18 protein-coding genes are annotated in these 20860 nt (G+C 69.8%); 5 read left to right on the forward strand and 13 right to left on the reverse strand.

Translation table 11 applies throughout. The features are described from left to right. The first annotated feature begins 9 nt into the window (after positions 1–9). Positions 10–2490, forward strand: a complete 2481-nt coding sequence (locus tag AB0E94_RS30940; protein ID WP_360333318.1) for a glycoside hydrolase family 78 protein — start codon at positions 10–12, stop codon at positions 2488–2490. Continuing rightward, positions 2487–3929, forward strand: a complete 1443-nt coding sequence (locus AB0E94_RS30945) for an NAD(P)-dependent oxidoreductase (RefSeq protein WP_360333321.1) — start codon at positions 2487–2489, stop codon at positions 3927–3929. The genes AB0E94_RS30940 and AB0E94_RS30945 overlap by 4 nt, the downstream gene beginning before the upstream one ends. A gap of 70 nt (positions 3930–3999) precedes the next feature. Here the strand turns inward: AB0E94_RS30945 and AB0E94_RS30950 are convergent, their stop codons facing one another. From AB0E94_RS30950 to AB0E94_RS30965, 4 genes are all read right to left on the reverse strand, one after another. Next, positions 4000–4998 carry a LacI family DNA-binding transcriptional regulator gene (locus tag AB0E94_RS30950; protein ID WP_360333324.1) on the reverse strand — a complete coding sequence of 333 codons (999 nt, stop codon included), beginning with the start codon at positions 4996–4998 and terminating at the stop codon, positions 4000–4002. Between the two features lie 424 nt (positions 4999–5422). After that, positions 5423–5704: a hypothetical protein gene (locus AB0E94_RS30955; RefSeq protein ID WP_360333327.1), complete on the reverse strand. Its 282-nt coding sequence runs from the start codon at positions 5702–5704 to the stop codon at positions 5423–5425. A 61-nt stretch (positions 5705–5765) separates the two neighbouring features. Next, positions 5766–5963, reverse strand: coding sequence for a hypothetical protein (locus AB0E94_RS30960; protein WP_360333330.1), 198 nt, complete (start codon positions 5961–5963; stop codon positions 5766–5768). A 319-nt stretch (positions 5964–6282) separates the two neighbouring features. Then, positions 6283–7515: a helix-turn-helix transcriptional regulator gene (locus AB0E94_RS30965; protein WP_360333333.1), complete on the reverse strand. Its 1233-nt coding sequence runs from the start codon at positions 7513–7515 to the stop codon at positions 6283–6285. Between the two features lie 1061 nt (positions 7516–8576). Between AB0E94_RS30965 and AB0E94_RS30970 the strand changes: the two genes are divergently transcribed. Then, a complete protein-coding gene (locus AB0E94_RS30970) occupies positions 8577–9881 on the forward strand; it encodes an alkaline phosphatase (RefSeq protein ID WP_360333336.1) in 1305 nt (434 codons plus the stop codon). A gap of 43 nt (positions 9882–9924) precedes the next feature. On the opposite strand, the gene AB0E94_RS30975 is transcribed toward AB0E94_RS30970, so the two are convergent. Further along, positions 9925–11538, reverse strand: coding sequence for an alpha-amylase family glycosyl hydrolase (locus AB0E94_RS30975; protein ID WP_360333339.1), 1614 nt, complete (start codon positions 11536–11538; stop codon positions 9925–9927). Between the two features lie 12 nt (positions 11539–11550). Further along, positions 11551–12438, reverse strand: coding sequence for a hypothetical protein (locus AB0E94_RS30980; protein ID WP_360333342.1), 888 nt, complete (start codon positions 12436–12438; stop codon positions 11551–11553). A gap of 39 nt (positions 12439–12477) precedes the next feature. Here AB0E94_RS30980 and AB0E94_RS30985 point away from each other — a divergent pair, with 39 nt between their 5' ends. Next, positions 12478–13566: an NAD-dependent epimerase/dehydratase family protein gene (locus AB0E94_RS30985; protein ID WP_360333345.1), complete on the forward strand. Its 1089-nt coding sequence runs from the start codon at positions 12478–12480 to the stop codon at positions 13564–13566. Continuing rightward, positions 13553–14293 (forward strand): SDR family NAD(P)-dependent oxidoreductase, encoded by a 741-nt coding sequence (locus AB0E94_RS30990; RefSeq protein WP_360333348.1) that lies wholly within the window; start codon positions 13553–13555, stop codon positions 14291–14293. The genes AB0E94_RS30985 and AB0E94_RS30990 overlap by 14 nt, the downstream gene beginning before the upstream one ends. A gap of 5 nt (positions 14294–14298) precedes the next feature. Here AB0E94_RS30990 and AB0E94_RS30995 read toward each other — a convergent pair whose 3' ends face one another. From AB0E94_RS30995 to AB0E94_RS31025, 7 genes are read right to left on the reverse strand one after another with little or no spacing between them, the layout of a single operon-like run. Beyond that, on the reverse strand, positions 14299–15063 hold the full coding sequence (locus AB0E94_RS30995; protein ID WP_360333351.1) for an SDR family oxidoreductase: 765 nt from the start codon (positions 15061–15063) through the stop codon (positions 14299–14301). Next, a complete protein-coding gene (locus AB0E94_RS31000) occupies positions 15060–16535 on the reverse strand; it encodes a TIGR03619 family F420-dependent LLM class oxidoreductase (protein WP_360333354.1) in 1476 nt (491 codons plus the stop codon). The genes AB0E94_RS30995 and AB0E94_RS31000 overlap by 4 nt, the downstream gene beginning before the upstream one ends. Continuing rightward, complete coding sequence (locus AB0E94_RS31005; protein ID WP_360333357.1) at positions 16535–16942, reverse strand: hypothetical protein; 408 nt, start codon at positions 16940–16942, stop codon at positions 16535–16537. The genes AB0E94_RS31000 and AB0E94_RS31005 overlap by 1 nt, the downstream gene beginning before the upstream one ends. Beyond that, complete coding sequence (locus AB0E94_RS31010) at positions 16939–17643, reverse strand: cupin domain-containing protein (RefSeq protein WP_360333360.1); 705 nt, start codon at positions 17641–17643, stop codon at positions 16939–16941. The genes AB0E94_RS31005 and AB0E94_RS31010 overlap by 4 nt, the downstream gene beginning before the upstream one ends. Next, the gene (locus AB0E94_RS31015) at positions 17627–18841 is read right to left on the reverse strand and encodes a sedoheptulose 7-phosphate cyclase (protein WP_360333363.1); all 1215 of its coding nucleotides are present in this window, start codon (positions 18839–18841) and stop codon (positions 17627–17629) included. Before AB0E94_RS31015 ends, AB0E94_RS31010 begins: the two co-directional genes overlap by 17 nt. 33 nt (positions 18842–18874) lie before the next feature. After that, positions 18875–19567 (reverse strand): SDR family oxidoreductase, encoded by a 693-nt coding sequence (locus AB0E94_RS31020; protein ID WP_360333366.1) that lies wholly within the window; start codon positions 19565–19567, stop codon positions 18875–18877. 5 nt (positions 19568–19572) lie between these two features. After that, positions 19573–20805, reverse strand: coding sequence for a glycosyltransferase (locus AB0E94_RS31025; protein WP_360333368.1), 1233 nt, complete (start codon positions 20803–20805; stop codon positions 19573–19575). Between the last annotated feature and the right edge of the window lie 55 nt (positions 20806–20860).

Here is a 20860-nt window from a genome sequence, read left to right on the forward strand (position 1 = left end):
GGCTCCGTCGTGTCGTTCATCAGTGCCGCCCAGCCGGCGGCCGCGGGAGACCCCGCCACCTACTTCCGCCGGGAGTTCACGGTGGCGGACGGGCTTCAGCGGGCCACTCTGCACCTCACAGCCCTTGGCCTCGTCGAGCCGTACCTCAACGGCACCCGGGTCGGAGACGACGACGTGCTCACCCCCGGCTGGACCTCCTACACCCACCGGGTGGACGTGCGCGCCTACGACGTCACCGGGCTGGTGACATCCGGTGCCAACGCCCTCGGCGCGATCGTAGGTGAGGGCTGGGCGGTGGGCCGTCTGGGCTGGGAGAACAAGCGGGCCCACTACACCGACCGGCCGGCCCTGCACCTGCGTCTCGACCTCGAATACGGTGACCGTGTCGAGACCGTCGGCACGGACACCCAGTTCCGGACCGGCACCGGAGCGGTCCTGGCGAACAGCCTCTACGACGGCGAGACCTACGACGCCCGCCTCGAACCCGACGGCTGGAACCACCCAGGCTTCGACGACACCACCTGGCAGCCCGCCCAGCCGTTCGACTGGAACCTCGCCGCCCCCACCGAACCGATCGCCCCGCCGATCCGCCGGATCGAGGAACTCGCTCCGGCCGCCATCACGACCAGCCCCTCCGGCGCCACGATCGTTGACTTCGGGCAGAACATCTCCGGCTGGGTCCGGATCACCGTCACCGGCACCGCCGGGCAGACCGTCACCCTGCGCCACGCCGAACTGCTCACCCCCGCCGGAGAACTCGACGTCGAGACCAACCGGACAGCGCAGGCGACCGACCGATACACCCTGCGCGGTGAGGGCCAGGAGACGTGGGAGCCGCGCTTCACCTTCCACGGCTTCCGATACACCGAAGTGACCGGCTGGCCGGGCGACCTGACCGCCGACGCCGTCCGGGCGGTGGTGGTGCACAGCGACATGACCCGCACCGGCTGGTTCGAGACCTCCGACGAGCTGATCAACCGGCTGCACGCCAACACCGTCTGGTCGATGCGCGACAACTTCGTCGGCGTACCCACCGACTGCCCGCAACGCGACGAACGCCTCGGCTGGACCGGCGACCTCAACGCGTTCGCGCCCACCGCCACCTATCTCTACGACGTCCGCGGGGTGCTCGGCTCCTGGCTGGCCGACCTGGCCGCCGAACAGCGCGTCACCGGCAACGTCCCCTGGGTCGTCCCGGACGTGCTGTCCACCCCGTCCCCGCCGACCGCCCTGTGGAGCGACGTCGCGGTCAGCCTGCCCTGGCAGCTGTATCAGGAGTACGGCGACCCGCAGATCCTGGCCGGCAGCTACGACTCGATGACCGGCTTCATCCGACAGGTCGAGGCACTGCTCGACGAGCACGGCCTGTGGAGCAGCGGCTTCCAGTACGGCGACTGGCTCGACCCGGACGCGCCCGCCGACAACCCGGCCGGCGGCAAGACCGACCGGCACCTGGTGGCCTCGGCCTACCTGTGCCGGACCACCCGCGAGATGGCGCAGGCCGCGACGGTCCTCGGCAAACACGACGACGCCGCCCAGTTCACCGCGCTCGCCGACCGGGTCCGTGCGGCGTTCCGGCACGAGTACGTGTCCGGCTCCGGCCGTCTGGTCAACGAGTCCGCCACCGCCTACGCCCTGGCCATCACGTTCGGCATCCTCGACGCACAGCAGCAGGTCAAGGCGGGCAACCGGCTTGCCGAGCTCGTCGCCAAGTCCGGCTACCGGATCTCCACCGGGTTCGCCGGCACACCACTGCTGACCGACGCGCTGTCGTGCACCGGGCACCTGGCGGAGGCGTACCTGCTGCTCATGCAGAAGCAATGCCCGTCCTTCCTGTATCCGGTGACGATGGGCGCCACCACGATCTGGGAGCGCTGGGACGCGGTCCTGCCCGACGGCAGCCTCAACGCGACCGGCATGACCTCGCTCAACCACTACGCCCTCGGCGCCGTCACCGACTGGCTGCACCGTGTCGTCGGCGGTCTGCAACGCACCGAACCGGGATGGCGACGTTTCCGGGTCGCGCCTCAGCCCGGCGGCGGGCTCACCTTCGCCCAGGCCGCGCACGACACCGTCCTGGGCCGCGCCGAGGTGAGCTGGCGTATCGACGACGGCGAGATGACCGTCGAGGTCACCGTGCCCGACGGCGCCGAGGCCACCGTCGAACTTCCGCTGCACCCGGCCGACGCTGTCGAACAGGCCGGTCCCGGAACCCACACCTGGCGCTACCCGCTGCCGGACGGCTTCGGCAGGCGGCCGGAATACACCATGGACACGCCGCTGAAAACGATCGCGGACGACCCGCACGTCTGGCCGGCGGTCACCGCCGTCTTCGCCACCTATTTCCCCGGCATCCCGATCGACGGCTCCGCACCCGAGGCCGCCGCGATGTCGCTGGCCGATGTTCTGCAGTTCATCCCCGGTGTGCCCGAGGGCCTCGAAGACGCCCTGCGCGCCGCGATCACCCCCGAAAGAGCCGGCAGCCGATGAAGCGGGTCTTCCTGACCGGGGCGACCGGCAACTGGGGCCGCCACATCCTGCGCGAGTTCGCCGGCCGTGGTGACCGTTTCCAGGTGGTCGCACTGGTCCTGCCGGCCGAGCGGCACCATGCCGTCCTCGCGGAGTTCGCCGGCATGGCCAACCTCGAGGTCGTCCACGGCGACCTCACCGACTATCCGACCGTGGAGTCGTGCGTGCGTGGCGCCGACTACGTGCTGCACGTCGGCGCGATCGTGTCCCCTTTCGCCGACGACCACCCCACGCTGGCGCACAAGGTCAACGTCGGCAGCGCCCGCAACATCATCAACGCCGTCCGGGCCCAGCCCGATCCCGCGGCCGTCGGGGTGGTCATGGTCGGCTCGGTCGCCGAGACCGGCGACCGCAACCCGCCCGTACACTGGGGCCGCGTCGGCGACCCGCTGTGCGTCTCCCGCTACGACGAATACGGCCAGACCAAGGTCATCGCCGAGAAGCTACTCGTCGACGCGGGCCTGCCCCGGTGGGCGTGGGTGCGCCAGACCGGCATCTTCCACCCCGGCATGCTGGAGATCCGCGACGCGATCATGACGCACTCGCCGTTCGGCGGGGTGATGGAATGGGTGTCCGCCGAGGACGCCGCCCGTCTCATGGCCAACATCTGCGAGGACGACGTCCCCGAGCAGTTCTGGGGCGGTATCTACAACATCGGCGGGGGAGAGGGCTGGCGGCTGACGAACTGGCAGTTGCAGACCGCGATCAGCACCGCGCTCGGGGTCAAGGACGTGCGCACCTGGTACGACCGGAACTGGTTCGCCACCCGCAACTTCCACGGCCAGTGGTACACCGACTCCGACCGCCTCGAAGAATTGGTCCCGTTCCGGCAGGACACGTTCGAGCAGGCACTGGCCCGGGCGGTAGCCGCCAACCCGGCGCTGACCCGGGCCGGCCGGGTTCCCGGCTGGCTGGTCAAACACCTGGTGATGAAACCGCTCACCCGTCAACCGCGCGGCACCATGGCGTTCCTGCGCGCGGGTGACGAGGAGAAGATCGCCGCCTACTTCGGTTCCCGGCAGGAGTGGGAAGTCATCGGCGACTGGTCGACTTTCACCGCGCCCGAACCGGACCGCCATCCGGCCCTGCTCGATCACGGCTACGACGAGGCCAAGAACCCGGCCGAATGGACGGCCGAGGACATGCGCCAGGTGGCGGGCTTCCGGGGCGGACAGTTGCTGTCCGCGTCCATGGTCCGCGGCGCTGCCGGCACGCCATTGCAGTGGCGGTGCGCCGACGGCCATGTGTTCTCCGGGAGTCCGCGGCTCATCCTCACCGGCGGCCACTGGTGCCCCGAGTGCGTGCGTGACACCGCCGGATACAACCACCAGGCGAAGTCCAACCGATTCCTCGCCCAGGTGGTACACGCCGCCCGCACCCCGCCGGCAATCAAGCGATGAAGTCCGAGTCGCCGCGCCGAGGCCGGCATGGCGACGACCGAGACCTCCTGAGTAGCTGGGTGCCGCGGTCTCAGCCGGCCGGCGGAGCCGAGGACTCTCGCGCTACGAGATTGACCCGCACGTCGGCGACAGCCTGCGGGGCCGGGCGGCCCTCCGCCAGGTGCAGGGCCTGTTGCGCCACGAATCGGCCGAGCCCGGCACTGTTCATCCGCACGCTGGTCAGTGCCGGAACGAAGAGAGCGGCGAGTGGGCTGTCGTCGTGGCCCACGATCGAGATGTCGCCGGGAATCGCCAAGCCGGCGCGCAGGGCGGCGCCCGCCACTGCCGCCGCCACGTCATCGTTGTAGGCGACCACCCCCGTCACCCCGGCGTCATGCCAGGCCTCTACCGCCGCCACGGCACTACCGTCGCGATGATCGACGGTGCAGGCCCCGACCTCGCCGAGACCCAGCTGTTCGGCGGCCTGCCGGGCAGCCGTCAGCCGCTGCTCGTTGAGTGCCGCCAGCCGCGGATCGGGCACAGCGGCGAACGCCAGACGGCGATGACCGATCTCGAACAGGTGCTCCACCTGCAGCTTCGTGCCGGCCGTGATGCCCGGCAACGGTGCAGACCCGGACGGATCCGGGTAGATGTTGGTGACGCCGGCGGCACGCAGCGAGGCCACGGTGTCCGCGTCGAACGCGGGGAAGCCGACGGCGACATCCGCGTCCAACGACTCCCACAGCGGGCGGCTGCGGTCACCGGGATGCCGGGTGTAGGCGATCATCGAGTAGCCGGCCTCGTCGAGTACGTGCGCGGCCTCGTCGAGGTACCGGCGCATGTTGTGCTCCAAGGGCCAATCCGGCATGACGAACAGCACGATCCGGCTGTTGCCCCGCGCCAGTGTCTGCGCCGCACGATGCGGGCGATAACCCAGCCGGGCGGCCGCGGCCATGACACGTTCCCGCGTACCGTCGGAGATCTTCTGGCCCGGGGTGTTGTTGAGCACGAAGCCGACGGTCGCCCGGGAGACACCCACTGCTTGTGCGATGTCCGACGCCGTGACCCGCCGTTGTGTCGTGCCACTCATCGCCCCTGACCCCTCCTCGATCCGCCGTCACTATAGCTTTCGCGTGCTAGTAACTGTTGTCCCCGCGTACGGTGCCGACGGGAATGGGTGCAGCAGTGGACGCTGCGCCAGATGTCGCTGGCCGTCGCCGAGGGCTGACCCGCGGCCGGTCACTGGAGGTGGCGGCCGCCCTGGCCAAGGACCTTGGATCGCCGTGAGATGGGGCTGCGAGTACGCCGCACTCAGTCACCGCGTAGTCGAGGAAGAACTGCGCGAGGCCCGAGACCGTCAGAACCGCCGACGGGCCGAAGCAGCCCTGCGCACCAGCGAGGAACGATTCCGGCTCGTCGCCGAGAACCTCCAGGACGTTCTTCTCTTCCGATTCCGGCCCGGCCGGACACCAGCCCTCGAATACATCAGCCCCGCCATAGCCACAATGACCGGACTATCCCCGAACGAACTGTACGAACAGCAGCCCGTCGGTCTCCCCGCGCGGGCCACAGCCGACGAGAATCTGGGCGTAGGCGACGCCGATCCGCGTGCCCTGTCGTGGGCTGCGCATGCGAGCCCGGGTCCACTCCTGCCAGATACGGCTGGTGTCCCAGATCGCCTGACCGTAGCGTCCGCCGCGTTGGAGCCTGTTGGCCAGGCGCGGCCGCAGCCGGACCGTGAACGAGTTGTCGTCGTGCCCGGCGGCTTGCTGCTGATGCCAGATGCCAGCCAGCACGGCGTAGGCCAGCTCGAAGGCACCTTGGACAGGTGACGAACTCGTTCACGGTCAGCGCTGCTCACTGACAGTCCGCTTTCACCGGGCGGATCTCGTAGATGGCGGCGGTGCCCTCGCCGTTGTCGGCCGGGTCGAGCACGAGTTGGCTCGGCAAGGCCGGCCGCATCACCCCGGCACGGGAGCCGGTGTCGAACCACACTTCAACGGTCCCGGATTCCGGGAGCTGACGTGGTCCGACGACCTTCACCGGCCAGCTCACGACCGGGGCTGCCGGATAGTTCCCATCCCGGCCGGTGCAACCGCCGTGATCCGCTCAACGGCTGCCAGGTACGCAGCACGTTCGGCGTCGCGCCATCTGTGTGCCGCGTCAACCCTGCGGCGCCAGAGCAGGCTTCTTACGGCCTTGAACAGCATCTCCGCCTCCCGGACGAGTTCGGGGGCGGCGGGGTACATCACGGGCGCGCCCGCCGCCGATCTGGAGCGGCGACGGATGCGGGACTTTCTCGATGACCCGCCGCTGCTGCAGATGAAGCTAAAGGCGGGTGGCGGGCAGCGAGGGCACAGTTTGTGCCCCCTCGTTATGCGGCCAACAGGCCAATCTTCACAGCCAGAGCCGATGCACGCTGACGCCGGGCCGGCGCTTTGGAATCAGCCTCTTCGAGCACGATCCGCTTCGCGTAGCCGTTGTAGCGGATCGTCTCCGGTGCGGCCTCGTGCGCCTTTTCTAGGGTCGCCAGGGCAACATCGGGCTGCCCTGCGATCTGATATCCGCGCGCCTCCTCGATCCTGTGCCGGGCACGCCGAGGCCTCGACGGGATCGCCATAGCTTCGGCCGCCACCGCCTGCCGGACGGATTCGCCGCCGTGGCGTAGCTCGACAGCGATGGTCACCGCGTGGGCACTCATGATGGGCCGGGAAAACGAGGTAATGGGATCGTAGAAGCCGTCGGGCAAGCCATTGGCCATGGCGCCGGCGGTCTCCCAATGCCGCCAGGCCACGCCGGTCTCGCCGCGCCGGGCAGCGGTGTAACCGGCCTCGAACGTCAGCGCGCCTGCAATCGCCAGGACCTCGGGCGACGAGTCCTCCAGCAGAGGCTGCAGGTACTCCAGCGTCGCCAGGTTCACAGCGTCGGCGGCGTCGTAATGCGCCGGTCCGGTGTCGCGGTGGGCCTGGGTGGAAAGCCACGCGGCCACACCGATCGCGTAGGGGTCCTCGGATTCCTGTGCCGCGACCAGCCCGCGTTCTGCGACCCGCCACAGCAGGGCGGCGTCCGGCTGGTACGCCACAAAGAACTGCGTCAGCGAGTACACCTCGGCCAGCGAGGCCTGCGCCGCCCGGCGGTCCGCGCTGGTGTTGGCCTGCCGGACGGCGATCTGTGCGTCGCGGATCAGGTCGGGCAGGAGCGCTCCGATCGCCTCGCGGTGGTTGGGCGCCGAGTGCCGGGTTCGCCAGGCGCGCGTGAGCCGCGCTCGGATGTGAGTGGTCGACGGGACCTCCTGTGCAGTGGCGAGCGGCCAGGCGTCGACGGCCGCTTTCACGGCGGCGAGGCGGGGATGGCCGGGGCCGGCGAAAAGGTCGATGTGCAGGCCCTGGTCGCCGGTGAGTTCTGCGAGGTTACGGCCCCGAAGTACCTCGGCGAGAGCGAGAATGGTGTCCAACTTCGGCACCTTGAGGCGGCCGGTCTCCAGCCCTTTGACCCACGAACCGGACCGGCCGACCAGGCCGCCAAGCTGGTCCCGCGTTAGTCCTCGCCGTGTGCGGAGGATCTGCAGTCGCTGGCCGAATGCCAGCTGATCGGCTTGCGGGTCCATGGCGTTCTCCCCTGGTAGCGGTCAGGGTGCGGCGGCCGACCGCTACTCCGGCCGCCAATTTCGAAGGTACGTCATTGGCCGCAATCGGGAGGGCGCGGGTGAAGCCTATTCGGCCGGCCTTCGGTGTTGACCATCCGTCCACTCCGCCCTCATCAGCTGCGGCGATCCATGCTTTTGGACTGTTGCCTCACTCTGGCGGCACACCCGCCACGCCCGAGGACACCGTGTCCACCCTGCCCACCGACACCCGGCGTATCCGGCACAGGCCCGACCGCCTCCGCGACTGTGGATTGGAGCCACTGCCCTGACGCTCGGCGTTGGCGCGGGCCAGTCTGGCCGACCCGGTCACCCGCTTGGGATGACAGCCGGCGAAGCCGGGTTGTCCACCGGGCGGAAGGCCGGTTGCGCTGTGGTGGGGGCCCGCGGCATGGTGAGTGTGACGTCAGGCGAGGTCACTCCAACGTCAGATCGTCCTGGGAAACCGCCCACCGCAGCAGAAGGCCGACGTCTTTCTCGGAACCGGTCGGGCCACCATCTACCACACCGGCCGTGCAGCCGCCTGGACCGGATTCACGCCGTCCGGCAACCCTCGCTACCCGTGCGAGCATGGTCCTGTCGAGGACCACCCGGTCGGGACTGCTACTGCTATGGCGTTTCGGCCGGTCAGGCTGGAAGCACCGCTCCGAGGGAGGTGGTCCTGGCACCCACGCTCGCTCGACGAGGAGACACTGGCCGAGCTGGAAAGACGCTACCCCCGGCTTCTGCGCCCCGATTTCCCTGCGGTTACGCCCGGTCGGCCCACTGGTCCGTTGGTTTCTCCGGGCCACAGGTGGCGTTGCGCGACGAAGGCCGTCAGCGCCTGCGGAACCGGGCGGACACCGCCGAGGCGCTTGAGCCCGTGAAGCCGGCCCTCCCCGGAGACGGGTTTAGCTCACCGTAAGCGATCGGATCTCCGCTGTCACCCTGACCGTTCCCGTGTAAACCACACAGATGGACACCCCATGGCCATCCGGTGACGATCTCGGTGACCTCGACCATCCATTGATCGAACGGAGAAGCGTGTGGACTCTGCTATCGGCGGCACCCCACTTCCGCGGCCCGAGGCGAACAGGTACCTGAAACCTGTCACTGCCGCCCTGTTCGCCGGCGGGCTTCTAGTGGCCGCCCACGGGTTGTTCGCACCGGCGGCGCCCACCGCAGGGCCGGTGCGCCCGGCCACGGCGCGCAGCGTCATCCTCATCAACGGCGACGGCATGGGCCCGGCCCACCGGGAGGCAGCCCGGCTGTTCCTGGCCGGCTTCGACGGGCAGCTCGGCATGGACCGGCTCGCTGTTTCCGGGCAGCTGACCACCAGCCCGCGTGACCCGGCGACCGTGGTGAGCGACTCGGCGGCCGGGGCCAGCGCGTGGGCCACTGGGCAGCGTACTTACAACGGGGCGATCAGCGTCGATGTGGACGGGAGGCCACTGTCCACCCTGGGTGCCGAGGCCAAGGCGTCCGGGCGGGCCACGGGGCTGGTGACGACCGCGCAGGTGACCGATGCGACGCCGGCGGCGTTCTTCGCCAACGCCCGGGACCGCAGCGCCCAGAGCGCGCTCGCCCGGCAGTATCTGGACGTCACCCGGCCTGATGTCATCCTGGGCGGCGGCGAGGACTGGTGGCTGCCGGCCGGCGACCCGGGCGATCACCCGGACCATCCGCCGTCCGACCCGACGGAGGCGAGCGCCGGGACCGAGGGTGACCTGATCCGGCGCGCGGTCGACGCCGGCTACCAGTATGTCTCCACACCGGCCGGGCTGAGCCAGGCCCACGGCCGGAAGCTTCTCGGGCTCTTCGCCAACGAGGAGATGTTCGAGGCTCGGCCGGAGGGGGAGGGTGACCGGTACGAGCCGGCCGTGTCCCTGGCCACGATGACCCGGAAAGCCCTCGACGTGGTGGGCCGTGACCCCGACGGCTTCTTTCTTGTCGTCGAGGAGGAGGGCGTCGACGAGTTTGCGCACCGCAACAACGGGACCCGGATGCTGCAGTCCATGGCGGCGCTGGAGCAGGCGGTGGCGGTGGCCCGCGCCTACGTGGCGGAGCACCCGGACACACTGCTCATCGTGACCGGTGACCACGAGACCGGTGGCCTGGCCGTGGAGGACCCGTGGGACGACGACGAATCAGGTGACGGCATGTCCGCCGAGGACGGGCCGTTCCCGATCAAGGGCAGTGACCTGGTCTTCGCCGTCGACTGGACCACCTCGCACCACACCGGCGCGGACATCCCGGTGACCGCCGAGGGCCCGGGTGCCGGACGGTTCACCGGCAAACACCCGAACACCCATGTGTACGACGTGGTGAGCGGCATCTTCCGCCACCGGTGAGATCGGCATGACCGGCGTCGCGCAGGGCGCCGGTCATGCCGTGTCAGAGGCCGGTCACCAGGATCAGCGCCTGCTGTGGAGCGAGCCGTACCGTGCCGGTGCGCGGTTGTTGCGGGCTCACCCGCGGGTCGTCGGTGTCGTAAACCGCCGGTGCCGGCAGGTCGATGGGGTCCGTGGTGGTGTCGTCGAGGTTCGCCAGCACCCGGATCCGGCCGCGGCACAGCGCCCGGGCGCCGTCGTCGAGGACCACGACGTCGGTGTCGAACGGTGCGCCGGCGGCGATCCAGCGCCTGGTGTGCAGGAGACGGCGGATGGCGTTGAGATGCGAGCCCGGTTCGTCCAGCTGGACCGCGGCGGTGTCGGACGGATGCCGGCCGCCCTCAGACAGCCACGGCCGGCCGTCGGTGAACCCCCAGCCCTTTCCCGGGCTCCACGGCATGGGAGTTCGTGCCCGGTCCCGTCCCTGGTCGGGTTGCACGGCCGCGAGCGGATCGGCGGCCAGTTCGGCCGGCACGACCCCGTCACCGAGTCCCAGTTCCTCGCCCTGGTAAAGCCACATGACGCCGGGAAGCACGGACATGAGGGTGTGCAGTGCCAGTGATCGCCGTCGGCCCGCCAGCAGGTCGACTCCGCCAGGCGACCGGCCGTACCGAGTGGCGGCCCGGGACCTGTCGTGATTGCCCTGCGCCCAGGAGAAGCCGGGGCTGGCACCGGCGGCCGCGGTGAGGAGGGCGGCGATGTTCTTGGCATCCCACGGCACGTCCACCAGGCCGAACCAGAAGGTGGAGTGGAGTCGCTCCGCGCTCACGAACTCGGCGAGTGGCCCCGGATCGAGTTCGTATACCTCGCCGATGAGGAAGAGGTGATGCCGGTCGGCCACCTGCCGCCAGCGTTCGTGGATGGCGTGCACGTCGGGCTGGTGGATGTCGTAGCGGTGGTCCTGGCGGCGGAAGTCCAGCGTGGCGCCGCCGACCGGCAGGAGCGTGCCGTCCGGGAGTAGCGGGTTGTCCGGCAAGTCCGGATGTTTCAGCAGGTAGGCGGCGGTGTCGATCCGGAAGCCGTCGAGCCCTCGGCCGGCCCAGAATGCCAGCAGAGCGTCGACCTCGTCGGCCACCGCCGGGTTGCGCCAGTTGAGATCCGGCTGCTCCGGCCGGAACAGGTGAAGGTAGTACTGCCCGGTTCGCTCGTCGAACGCCCAGGCGGAGCCGCCGAACTGGGACACCCAGTTGTTGGGTGGGCCGCCGCTGGGCGCCGGATCGCGCCAGATGTAGTAGTCACGGTACGGGTCGTCACGTGAGGAGGCGGAGGCCCGGAACCATGGGTGTTGGTCGCTGGTGTGGTTGACCACCAGGTCACCGATCACCCGCAGCCCACGGGCGTGCGCCTGGGCGAGCAGTTCCTGTAGGGCCTCGTCGCCGCCGAACAGCGGATCGACAGTGCGGTAGTCGGCGACGTCGTATCCGTGGTCGACCATCGGGGACACGAAGAACGGCGTCAGCCAGAGCACGTCGACACCGAGATCGGTGAGGTGATCGAGCCGGGCGGTCACCCCGGCCAGATCACCCCAGCCGTCGCCGTCGGCGTCGGCGAACGAGGGCAGGTAGATCTGGTAGCCGACGGCGTCACGCCACCAGGGCGCCAGGACTCGCGCAGTCATCGGCGGCGTCGATCAGGAGGCCGTGGTGAACGCGTCCGGCCGGCCGTTCTGCAGCTGGTAGCGGTACTGCCAGTCGAGGATGGCGGCCTGCGCGTCGGTGGCCCAGCCGGCAGGCTGTTCCGCGGTGCTGACCCGCCGGAACCGGGGGCGCGGATCCGTCACGTCGATGTGACCGCTGCGGGTGGCGACGTGGGCAAGGAGTCGGGCGGCCTCGGTGCGCACGTCGTCGGTGACCTCGTGCCAGGCTCCCGAGGTGTGCATGATGACTCGGCGGTTGAGGTCCTCCAGGATGCCGGCCCGCCATTTGAAATGGTGCACGGGAATCGGTACCTCGTTGGCGGGTTTCTCGTCCTTGGCGAGGTGGCTGCCGAGGGTGAGCTGCACGTCCGAGGCCGCCAGCACGATCTTGCGGGGGTCGCCGAGCAGTACCGATCCGGTGAGGAATCCGCCGAGGGGAAAACTGGGGTCGAGGCCGGCCGATGGCGACCAGGAGGCGATCTCGCCAGTCTCGGAGACCCGGTCGAGCAACAGCCCGCGCACGGTACGGCTGCCTGCCGCCTCGGCTTCGGCGACGATCTGCGGTAGCGGAGCCGGGTATCCGTGGAACTCGTCGATGTCGGCAATTAGTTGCCAGCCCGGCGGAGCCATCGCCCGCAGGCGGTCGCGCAGCTCACCGTGCAGTGTCTCGTGCCAGGGGCCGTCGCTGACGATCCGGGGAGCGCCGACGAGTTCGTGACAGGCGGTCAACACCCGGTCCCGGTCGTCGGCGGTGGCGGCCTCGGGAAAGTGGAAGCCGAGCATCAGGTCGTCGATTCCCAGCCCACGGTAATGGGACACGAACGCCGACAACAGCTCCGGCTCGACCGGACCGATTACAGCTACCAGCGATGGCATCGTCATGCCGGCAAGTATTCGAGACGGTCCGTACTCCGATCAAGCGTGCAGTTCGGTGGGCGCGATATTGACGGCGGTCCGGGACGGCGTAAGGATTTGCCTGCCACATTTGCCGGAAAGTGGAGGACGGAAACGATGACGGGAAATCGGGAGATGAATCTCGCGGTGGTCACCGGTGGGGCCGGTTTCGTCGGTGGTCATCTGGTGTCGCACCTGCTGGCTCGCGGTGTCTCCGTGCGGAGTCTGGACCTTCGTCCGCACGACCTCGGTAAACTCGGTGACGGTGTGGACGCCCGAGCCGTCGATCTGTGCGACCCGGCCGCGCTGGCCGCGGCGCTGGACGGGGCGGACACCATATTCCATCTGGCCGGGAATCCGAGCGGTACGATCTCGGTGGAGAATCCGCGGCTGGATTTCAACGCCAATGCGCTGGCCGGTTTCAATGTGCTTGAAGTGGTGCGGTCCATGCCTGGGGTGCGCCTCGTCTACCTTTCCTCGGCAATGGTGTACGGCCGTCCTCCCGGCACCATTTGTAGAGAGCAGGATCCGTGCCGGCCGTTCTATCCGTACGGTGCCAGCAAGCTCGCCGTCGAGCATTGGCTGCGCGCCTATGTCGACGCGTACGGCATCGACGCCAGCCTGGGCCGGGCCTTCGTCGTCTACGGCGAGGGGGAGGACCCGGCCCGGGCGGGAGCCGAGATCGGCCAGTATCTGCGCTGGCACCTCAACGGGCTGCCGATTCGGGTGGTAGGTGACCCGCACGCGAAGATCCGTGACTTTGTGCACGTGTCCGATCTCGCCGACGGTCTCACCGCGATCGCCGGGCGCGGCGAGACGGGCGAGATCTACAACATCGGCAGCGGCACGGCGACCTCGCTGTACGAGCTCGTCCGGGCGATCGAGGAGGCGACCGCCGTACCGGCCCAGGTCGAGGTGGACAGTCGTGATCTTACGGACTCGTACCCTCTGGTGGCCGATATCGCACGGCTCGGTGAGCTGGGCTACCGGCCGGCGGTCGGCCTGAGCGACGGTCTTCGCCGGCTCGCCGCCGAGCTCGGACCGCATCCGGCGCTGCCGGCCCTGCCGACGGTGCTGTCGCGGGTGGAGAAGGACGTCGTCGGTGCCGTCGGCTGAACGCGCGCCGATCTCCTTGGTCACCGGAGGTGGCCGGGGAATCGGGTATGAGGTGGTGGCCCAGCTTGCCGGTGCCGGGCACCGGGTACTGCTCGGCGCCCGGGACCGGGATGCCGGGCGGAGGGCCGCCGCGAGGTTGCGCGCCGAAGGCGGTGACGTGGAGTGCGTGGAACTGGAGGTCACCGATGCCCGGTCGGTGGCCAGGGCCGCGAGGCACGTCGAGCAGCGTCACGGGGTGCTCGACGTGCTGGTCAACAATGCCGGGATCCTGTTGGAGAAAGACGAGCTGCCCAGCGAGACCCCGCTCGATCTGGTGCGCTCGACGTTCGAGACCAACGTGTTCGCGGTGATGTCGGTGACCAACGCGATGCTGCCGCTGCTGCGGCGCTCGCCAGCGGCCCGGGTGGTGAACCTGGCCAGCCAGCTCGGGTCGCTGACACTGACCGGTGACCCGTCGGGCATTTACTGCCGGGATCCGAAGCTCGGCTACTCGCCGTCCAAGAGCGCCCTGCATTCGCTGACCGTGATGTACGCCAACGAGTTCCGGCACACCACGATGAAATTCAACGGAGCCGATCCGGGGTGGTGCGCGACCGACATCAACGGCTATACCGGTTCGCGTACGCCGCGGCAGGGCGCGGCGGTGGTGGTCGCTCTCGCGACGCTCGGTGCGGACGGGCCGACCGGTGGCTGTTTCAGTGACGGCGGTGTGGTGCTGCCCTGGTGACCGTTTCAAGCACTCATCCCGCCGTCCACGGCGAGAACCTCCCCGGTGATGTGCCGGCCGTCGCGGCCGATCAGGAAGGCCACGCCGGCCGCGACCGCGCCGGCGTTCTGGAAGTCCCGCAGCGGGATCCGGCTCCGTGTCCGTTCTGCCACCTCGTCGATGCCGACCCCGTCCAGTCTGGCCTGTCGGGCGAAGTCCTCGGCGATCATGTCGGTCATCACGATGCCGGGTGCGACCGCGTTCACCCGGACCACCGGAGCCAGTTCGACGGCGAGTGCCCGAACCATGCCGTCGATCGCGGCTTTGGTGGCGGTATACGCGGCGATCAGTGACTGGCCGCGTCTGGCCGCCTGACTCGACAGGGCGACCGCGCAGCCGTGCCCCTGCTCGCGCCAGACCGGGAGCGCGGCACGCACCGCCAGCCCAAAGCCGCGGACGTTGACCTCGAAAGCCTCGGTCCACGCCGCGGCCGGGGTGTCGGCCAGCGGCCCGACGTGCGCCACGCCGGGGCAGTAGACGAGGGCGTCCAGGCCGCCGAGCCGGTCCACTGCCTCGCTCACCATCCGGTCGATGTCGGCGGCTTCGCGCACGTCGCCGGCCGACCAGGTGCAGTCCGGTTCGGCGGGGGCTGCGGTGGCTGCGGTGGCGGCCGGCCGGCGGGTGGCGTGGCACCGGCCGCCGTCGGCGACGATCCGGGCGGCGACCGCGGTGCCGATGCCGCGGCCCGCCCCGATGACCAGGCAGCGTACGTCGGTAAGGGGCGTGGTCACGCGGCCTCCAGTGGTTCGGCGGTTGTCTCCGTGCTGAGCAGGGCGTCGCAGACGTCGTCGGTGTCCCAGACGTCGAATTCCAGGCACACCTCGTTCCAGCCCGAGTCGCGGGTGCGTTCGGCGATTTCCGCGACCCGGCGGGGGTCGGGTGTGTCGACGGCTACCTTGAGGACGCCGTACAGGGGGCGGTTCATCTCGGCCCGCAGCGCGACCCAGCGTGTGCTCACCGCGGCCAGTTCGTCGTCGCGGTCGCCGCTGACCGCCAGCCAGCCGTCGCCGTGGTCGCGTACCCGTTGCAGGCTTTTCGGCGACATGCCACCGATCAGCACCGGCGGGGTGTGCCCGGGTCCGGGCCGGGGTTCGAAGATCGCATCGGGTGGCACCGGATAGTGGGGGCCGGCGGGCGGCTCGGCGCGCTGTCCCCAGGCGTACCGGATGACATCGATGCCCTCGTCCAGGCGTGCCCCGCGGGTGCGTGGATCCCAGCCCAGGGCGGTCATCTCCCGCTCCGACCAGCCAGCGCCGAGCCCGAGCCGGAACCGGCCACCGGAGAGGTCGTGCAGGGACGCGGTGGCTTTCGCCACCGCCAGGGGATGACGCTGAGGGAGTACGAGTACGGCGGTGCCGACCCGGGCTCGGTCGGAGACTGCGCTGACGAAGCCGCAGACGGTCAGCGCCTCGTACTGCGGAGCCCGGTCGCTCCAGTCGACAGCGCCGTCCGCGCTGTACGGGTACGTCTCACTGCCGGTGGGAAAGCCGGCAAGATGGTCGTTGACCCAGAACGACGTGCAGCCGGCCGCCTCCAGGGACAGGACGGTGTGCCGCAGGCCGGGGCCGGTCAGCGGGATCCGGTTGGTCGGCAGCGCCACGGACAGTTCGGGGCCATCGTGGACCGGTGTCCGGGCGCGGCCGTGTGACCACGGCCCAGGGTAGGGGCCGTAGCGCCGTTCGGGGGTGTGCTGCTCGTAAGGCAGGTGGGCGGGAAGCGAGATTATTTCGAGTTGCAGGCCCCACGGGGCGGTGAAGTACATCCACCTGTCGCCTTCCAGCGGGCCCTCGGTGATCAGCTTCGGCTCGCCGAGCATCGTCACTCCGGGCACGTCGCTGAGATAGCGGTGGGCGGCCTCGATGTCGTCGACGTAGACCGCGAGGTGGTGGCCACCGACGTCACTGTTCAGCGGTACCGCGCGGTTCTGGCCGGCCACCTCGTACTCGAAGAGTTCCAGGTTGGCGGTCGGCCCGAATCGGAGCATGGCGACCCGGCAGGACGCGTCGGCCGGTACGGCGAGGTTGGTGGTCATCCAGTCGCCACGGCGGATCGGTCCCTCGACGTAGAGCAGGGACGCGCCGAGGACCTCGACGAAGAACCGGACCGCCGCCCACAGGTCGGGCACCGTGATCGCCACGTGGTCCAGTCCGCGGGCGGTCGGAATCCCGGCGCCCCGCCGCCGGTTCACCTTTGCCGGATCCATCAGGCACCGCCCGGGTGGGCCGCGGCAGGGCGGGTGAGGGCGGGGTGGCGTGGCGGAAGCGCCGCGGTGGTGGCGGACGGCAGCAGACGTACCCGGATCACGGTGGCGCCGCTGGATCCGGCCGACAACTCCAGCGGCGGCTCGTTCGCGGCCTGCACGATGTACTGGCCTTCGAGGAGCCGGACGGCCGGCCCGTCGGTGTCCGGTTCGCTGATCTGCGCCGAGCCGGACGCGCAGAGGAAGACCTCGACATAGGCGGGGTCCGAGCTGGCCAGGTGGCCGTCCGGTTCGGCGGTGACCAGGTCGAACACCTGCACCTCGGACCAGAGCATGCCGCGCCGGGCGAGGGAGATCCAGCGTGGGTGGGACAGCGGTGTGCCGGCGGCCGCCGTGTTGGTGATGATCATGACGGGTGTTCCTCGACCCGTGACCGGACCCAGAACAGCCGGGCCGGTGCGGTCGCGGTGACGACTGTCCTCTCTCCGAGAGTCAGGGTGGCGCCGCAGCCGACGGTCAGGATGTGGTCCTGGCCCTCGGCCGTGGCGGTCGCCGACCCGGCGACGAGATAGCAGAAGATCTCGCTGTCGTCGGCCACCAGCTCGGCCTTTTCCCCGCTGTCCAGCCGGAGCAGCCCGACCGAGTCCAGCGGGGACACGCCGTGTCCGGCCAGGTCGAGCCGCGAGACGATGTTGAGGTCAACGGGTCCCAGGGTCGGCTTCATCGGTTCCTCCTTGGCTTCGCCCGCACCCGGGGGCTGCGTATCCGGCACTTCGACGACCAGCCAGGTCACCGGCCCGTCCACGGTTGCTCGGAGGCCGTGCCGGTCGCCGCGGGCGGTCACCGCGAGATGGCCGGCCGGCATCGAGAACTCGGTCTCGTTGATGACGAACCGGGCGTCACCCGACAGGACGAAGTAGAGCTCGTTGGTCCGGGTGTGGTGGTGGGTGCCGCTCACGCCGCCGGCGGGGATCCGGGCGAGTTCCACGGCCTCCCACGGGCCGTGTAGTGCGTGACCGTGCACGAGCTGCTTCCAGTTGCTGACGCCGGCCGCGCCGTGCACCCCGTGCACGTCGGACCAGGGGATGTGTTCGCTATGCGCCAGTCGCACACAGCACCTCCGGCTCGGTGACGGTACCCGCGCGGTGCAGTCCGGCGAGCCGGTACAGGGCACGGTCCAGTTCGTACGGTGCGACGTCGTCGACGAAGACGTGCCGGCCAGGGGCTACCGGGAGGGGCAGGAGCTGCCGTCCTCCGCGGTGCCGGACCGACTCGGCGAGCCCGGCGTGGACGAGCCGGGCCTCGCACGTCCGGTGCCAGATGGGCAGACCGAGGTCGGTCAGGGTACGCAGCACCCGGTGCAGGGCTGTCTCGGTGAGCAGGCCGCGGCCTTCGGCTATGCAGCAGCTCAGCGCGATGTCGACGGCGACCGCCTCGCCGTGCAGCAGGTCGGGCAGGCCGGCCATCTCGATCGCGGGCGAGAAGGTGTGGCCGAAGTCGACAGGCCGCTGGAGGTTCTTCTCCCAGAGGTTGGTGCGCAGTTCGCTGAGCATGCCGTCGATGGCCCGGCTCATCACTTCGGTGCCGATCTCGTGGACGGCGTGGTCCCGGCTGCCCAGGGCACTGTCCACCAGCTGCCCGGAATGTGCTTCGAGTAGCCGCCAGAGTCGCTCGTCGCGGATCAGCGCAAGCTTGGCGATCTCGGCGAGACCGTTGCTGACGTGCCGCCGCGGGAGGGTGGCTAGGAATTCGGTGTCCACCAGCGAGACCAGTGGCGGGTGGTAGGAGCCGAGCCGGTTCTTGTGGTTGTCGTGGTTCACCCCGGTCTTGATACCGACCGCGGCGTCGACCTGGGCGATCAGGGAGGTCGGGATCCGGATGTACGGGGTTCCCCGGCGGTAGATGCTGGCGACCCAGCCGACCACGTCCAGGATCACCCCACCACCGACGACGATCAGCGGTTCCTGTCGCCTGTCGATACCGAAGTCGTTGATCGCCCGGATCAGCCGCATGCTCAGATCGAGATCCTTGTCGGCCTCTTCGGCGTTCACGCACACCAGGTGGCCACGTAGGCGCCGGTGCCGCAGGTAGTCGAGCAGCCGGGCACCATACAGGTGATAGAGGCGTTGCTCAATGACGATCAGTCGGCGGTTGGACGGCCCGTTGAAGGCGTACCGCTCCAGTGCGTCGCTATCCGGGTTGAGTAGGTGAGGGGTCTGTCGTACCTGGTAGGAGATCGGAAGGGATGCCTCCACGGACCACGACTGGCCGGCATGGCCGGGTGGGCCGGCGCTCAGGGAGTCGGTCACGTCATGCCTCTCCGTTTCCGTGTTCGGGTGATGTCAGGTCCACAGCGGCTGCCGTGCCTCGATGGTCTGGCCCGTGACGAACCGGGCCGCGGGGGACAGCAGGAAGCGCGCGCAGGGCACGCTGTCGGCCACGTCCGGCAGAGCCGGATAGGGTTCGGTACGTCCGAGCACCCGCGCACGCAGTTCCAGGTGGCGGCGGGCCAGCTCGGTGTCGCCGGAGAAACCGATGGTGTTGATGCGGACGCCGCCGCTCTGGAGTTCCTCGGCGACACAGCGGACGTAGTGTTCGAGGGCGGCCTTGGCGGCGGCGTACCCGGCGAGGGTCGGTACCGGCACCCGTGCCGCCCGGGACCCGATCACCACGATGCTGCCGCCGCCGGCGGCGAGCATCCCGGGAGCCACCAGTCGGAGCACCCGGACGAACCCGATGAACGAGACGTCCACCACGTCGATCACCTCGGAGGCGTCGAGTTGCCAGGCGTGCCCGACGGCTGAGGTGTTCGACACGGAGTAGACCAGTCCGGTGATCGGGCCGAACCCGGCTGTCACACCGTCGGCCAGGGCGCGGATCGAGTCGTCGTCGCGGACGTCGGCGCGGCGGTAGGGAAACTCGCCTTTCGTCGGCCGGGCCGAGCGTGCCGCGCCCACCACGGGATGGCCGTTGGCGGCGAGGTCGTTGGCCAGCGCTAGACCGAATCCGCTGCTGGCGCCCAGGATCAGGGTCACGCCCGTCATGGCAGGCCCGCCGGTGTGGCCGGTCGTGTGGTGGCGGCCAGTTCGGCGTACAGGCGGTGGTGATCGCGGATCTCACGGTCGCTGGTGTAGTGGCGTACCGCGTGGGCCTGCCCGGCGGTGGCCAGTGCCGCCGCCTGCCGCGGCTGGTCGAGCAGGCGACCGATCAGGTCGGCGAAGCCCGGCAGATCGTCCGGGTCGTCGAGCAGCAGGCCGGTGCGGCCGTGCTCGATCTGCCGGGCGAGTCCGCCGACACGGCTGGCCACGACCGGGCGTCCCTTGGCCATGGCCTCGGTGACGGTCAGACCGAAACCCTCCTCCCGGGATTTCTGGACGACAACGGTCGCGCGCCGTTGCAGCGCGTTCACCGTTGAGGCGTTGCGTGCCTCGTCGCCGAGGTCGGGACAGGTCAGATGGACCCGGTTCCGGATTCCGGGTGGCAGCTGTTGGTGGAGCAGCCGCACCTCGGCGAACACGTCGGCGGCCTCGGGGTCGTCGACGATTCCGGCGGGCGACGGTCCGCACAGGACCAGCCGGGCCCGGCTGGGCAGCGCCGACTCCGCGTACGCGCGCAGCACGCCTGTCATGTCCTTGAGCGGGTCCCAGCGTGCGACCTGGAGGATCACCGGCTCGTCATCGGGTACGCCGGCGAGTCCCGCGTCGCGCAGGGCGTCGGCGGTGGCGGCGGGGCCGAGCGGTGTGTTCTTCGGTGCCGTGAGGTCGATCGATGGGGGGATGATCCGTACCGTCTCCGGCTGCGCCTCGGCGGGCACGAGCAACGGGTCGCTGAAGATCAGTACCGGGTGGCCGGTCCAGAACCGGCGCAGGTAGTGCCAGGTCTCCCGGCTCACCGTGTTCGGTGCGGCGGTGCCGATGTGGCACCGCCAGGCCACCGGTAGTCCTGCGGCGGCGAGCAGGGGCGCCATCGGCAGGGTCTGCGGGTCGTGCAGAACGACGATGCCAGGCTCCGGGGTGGCGGCGAAGAAGGCTTGGGCGCATCGATGTCCGTAGGCCGTGTAGGCCCGGTCCTCCGCGGCCGTCGGCAGCGGGCCGGCGTTACGTCCGTGCAGGCGGTGGTGCAGCCGTTTGGTGAGGTTGAACAGGCTCGGGTCGGACGGTGTGACGAACCGGTGATGCCGGATCTCGCCGGTGTCCGCCCTGCTCACGAGCATGGTGAGGATCTCTGCTACGCCGCCGCCGCGGGCCGTGCTGTTGACGTGCCAGATATCCACTTGTCCCCAATCTTGATCGATGGCTCAGGACCCGAGCGAAGTGAACCTTGGACCG

It is taken from the genome of Actinoplanes sp. NPDC026670, from assembly GCF_040638175.1.
Lineage (GTDB): Bacteria > Actinomycetota > Actinomycetes > Mycobacteriales > Micromonosporaceae > Actinoplanes.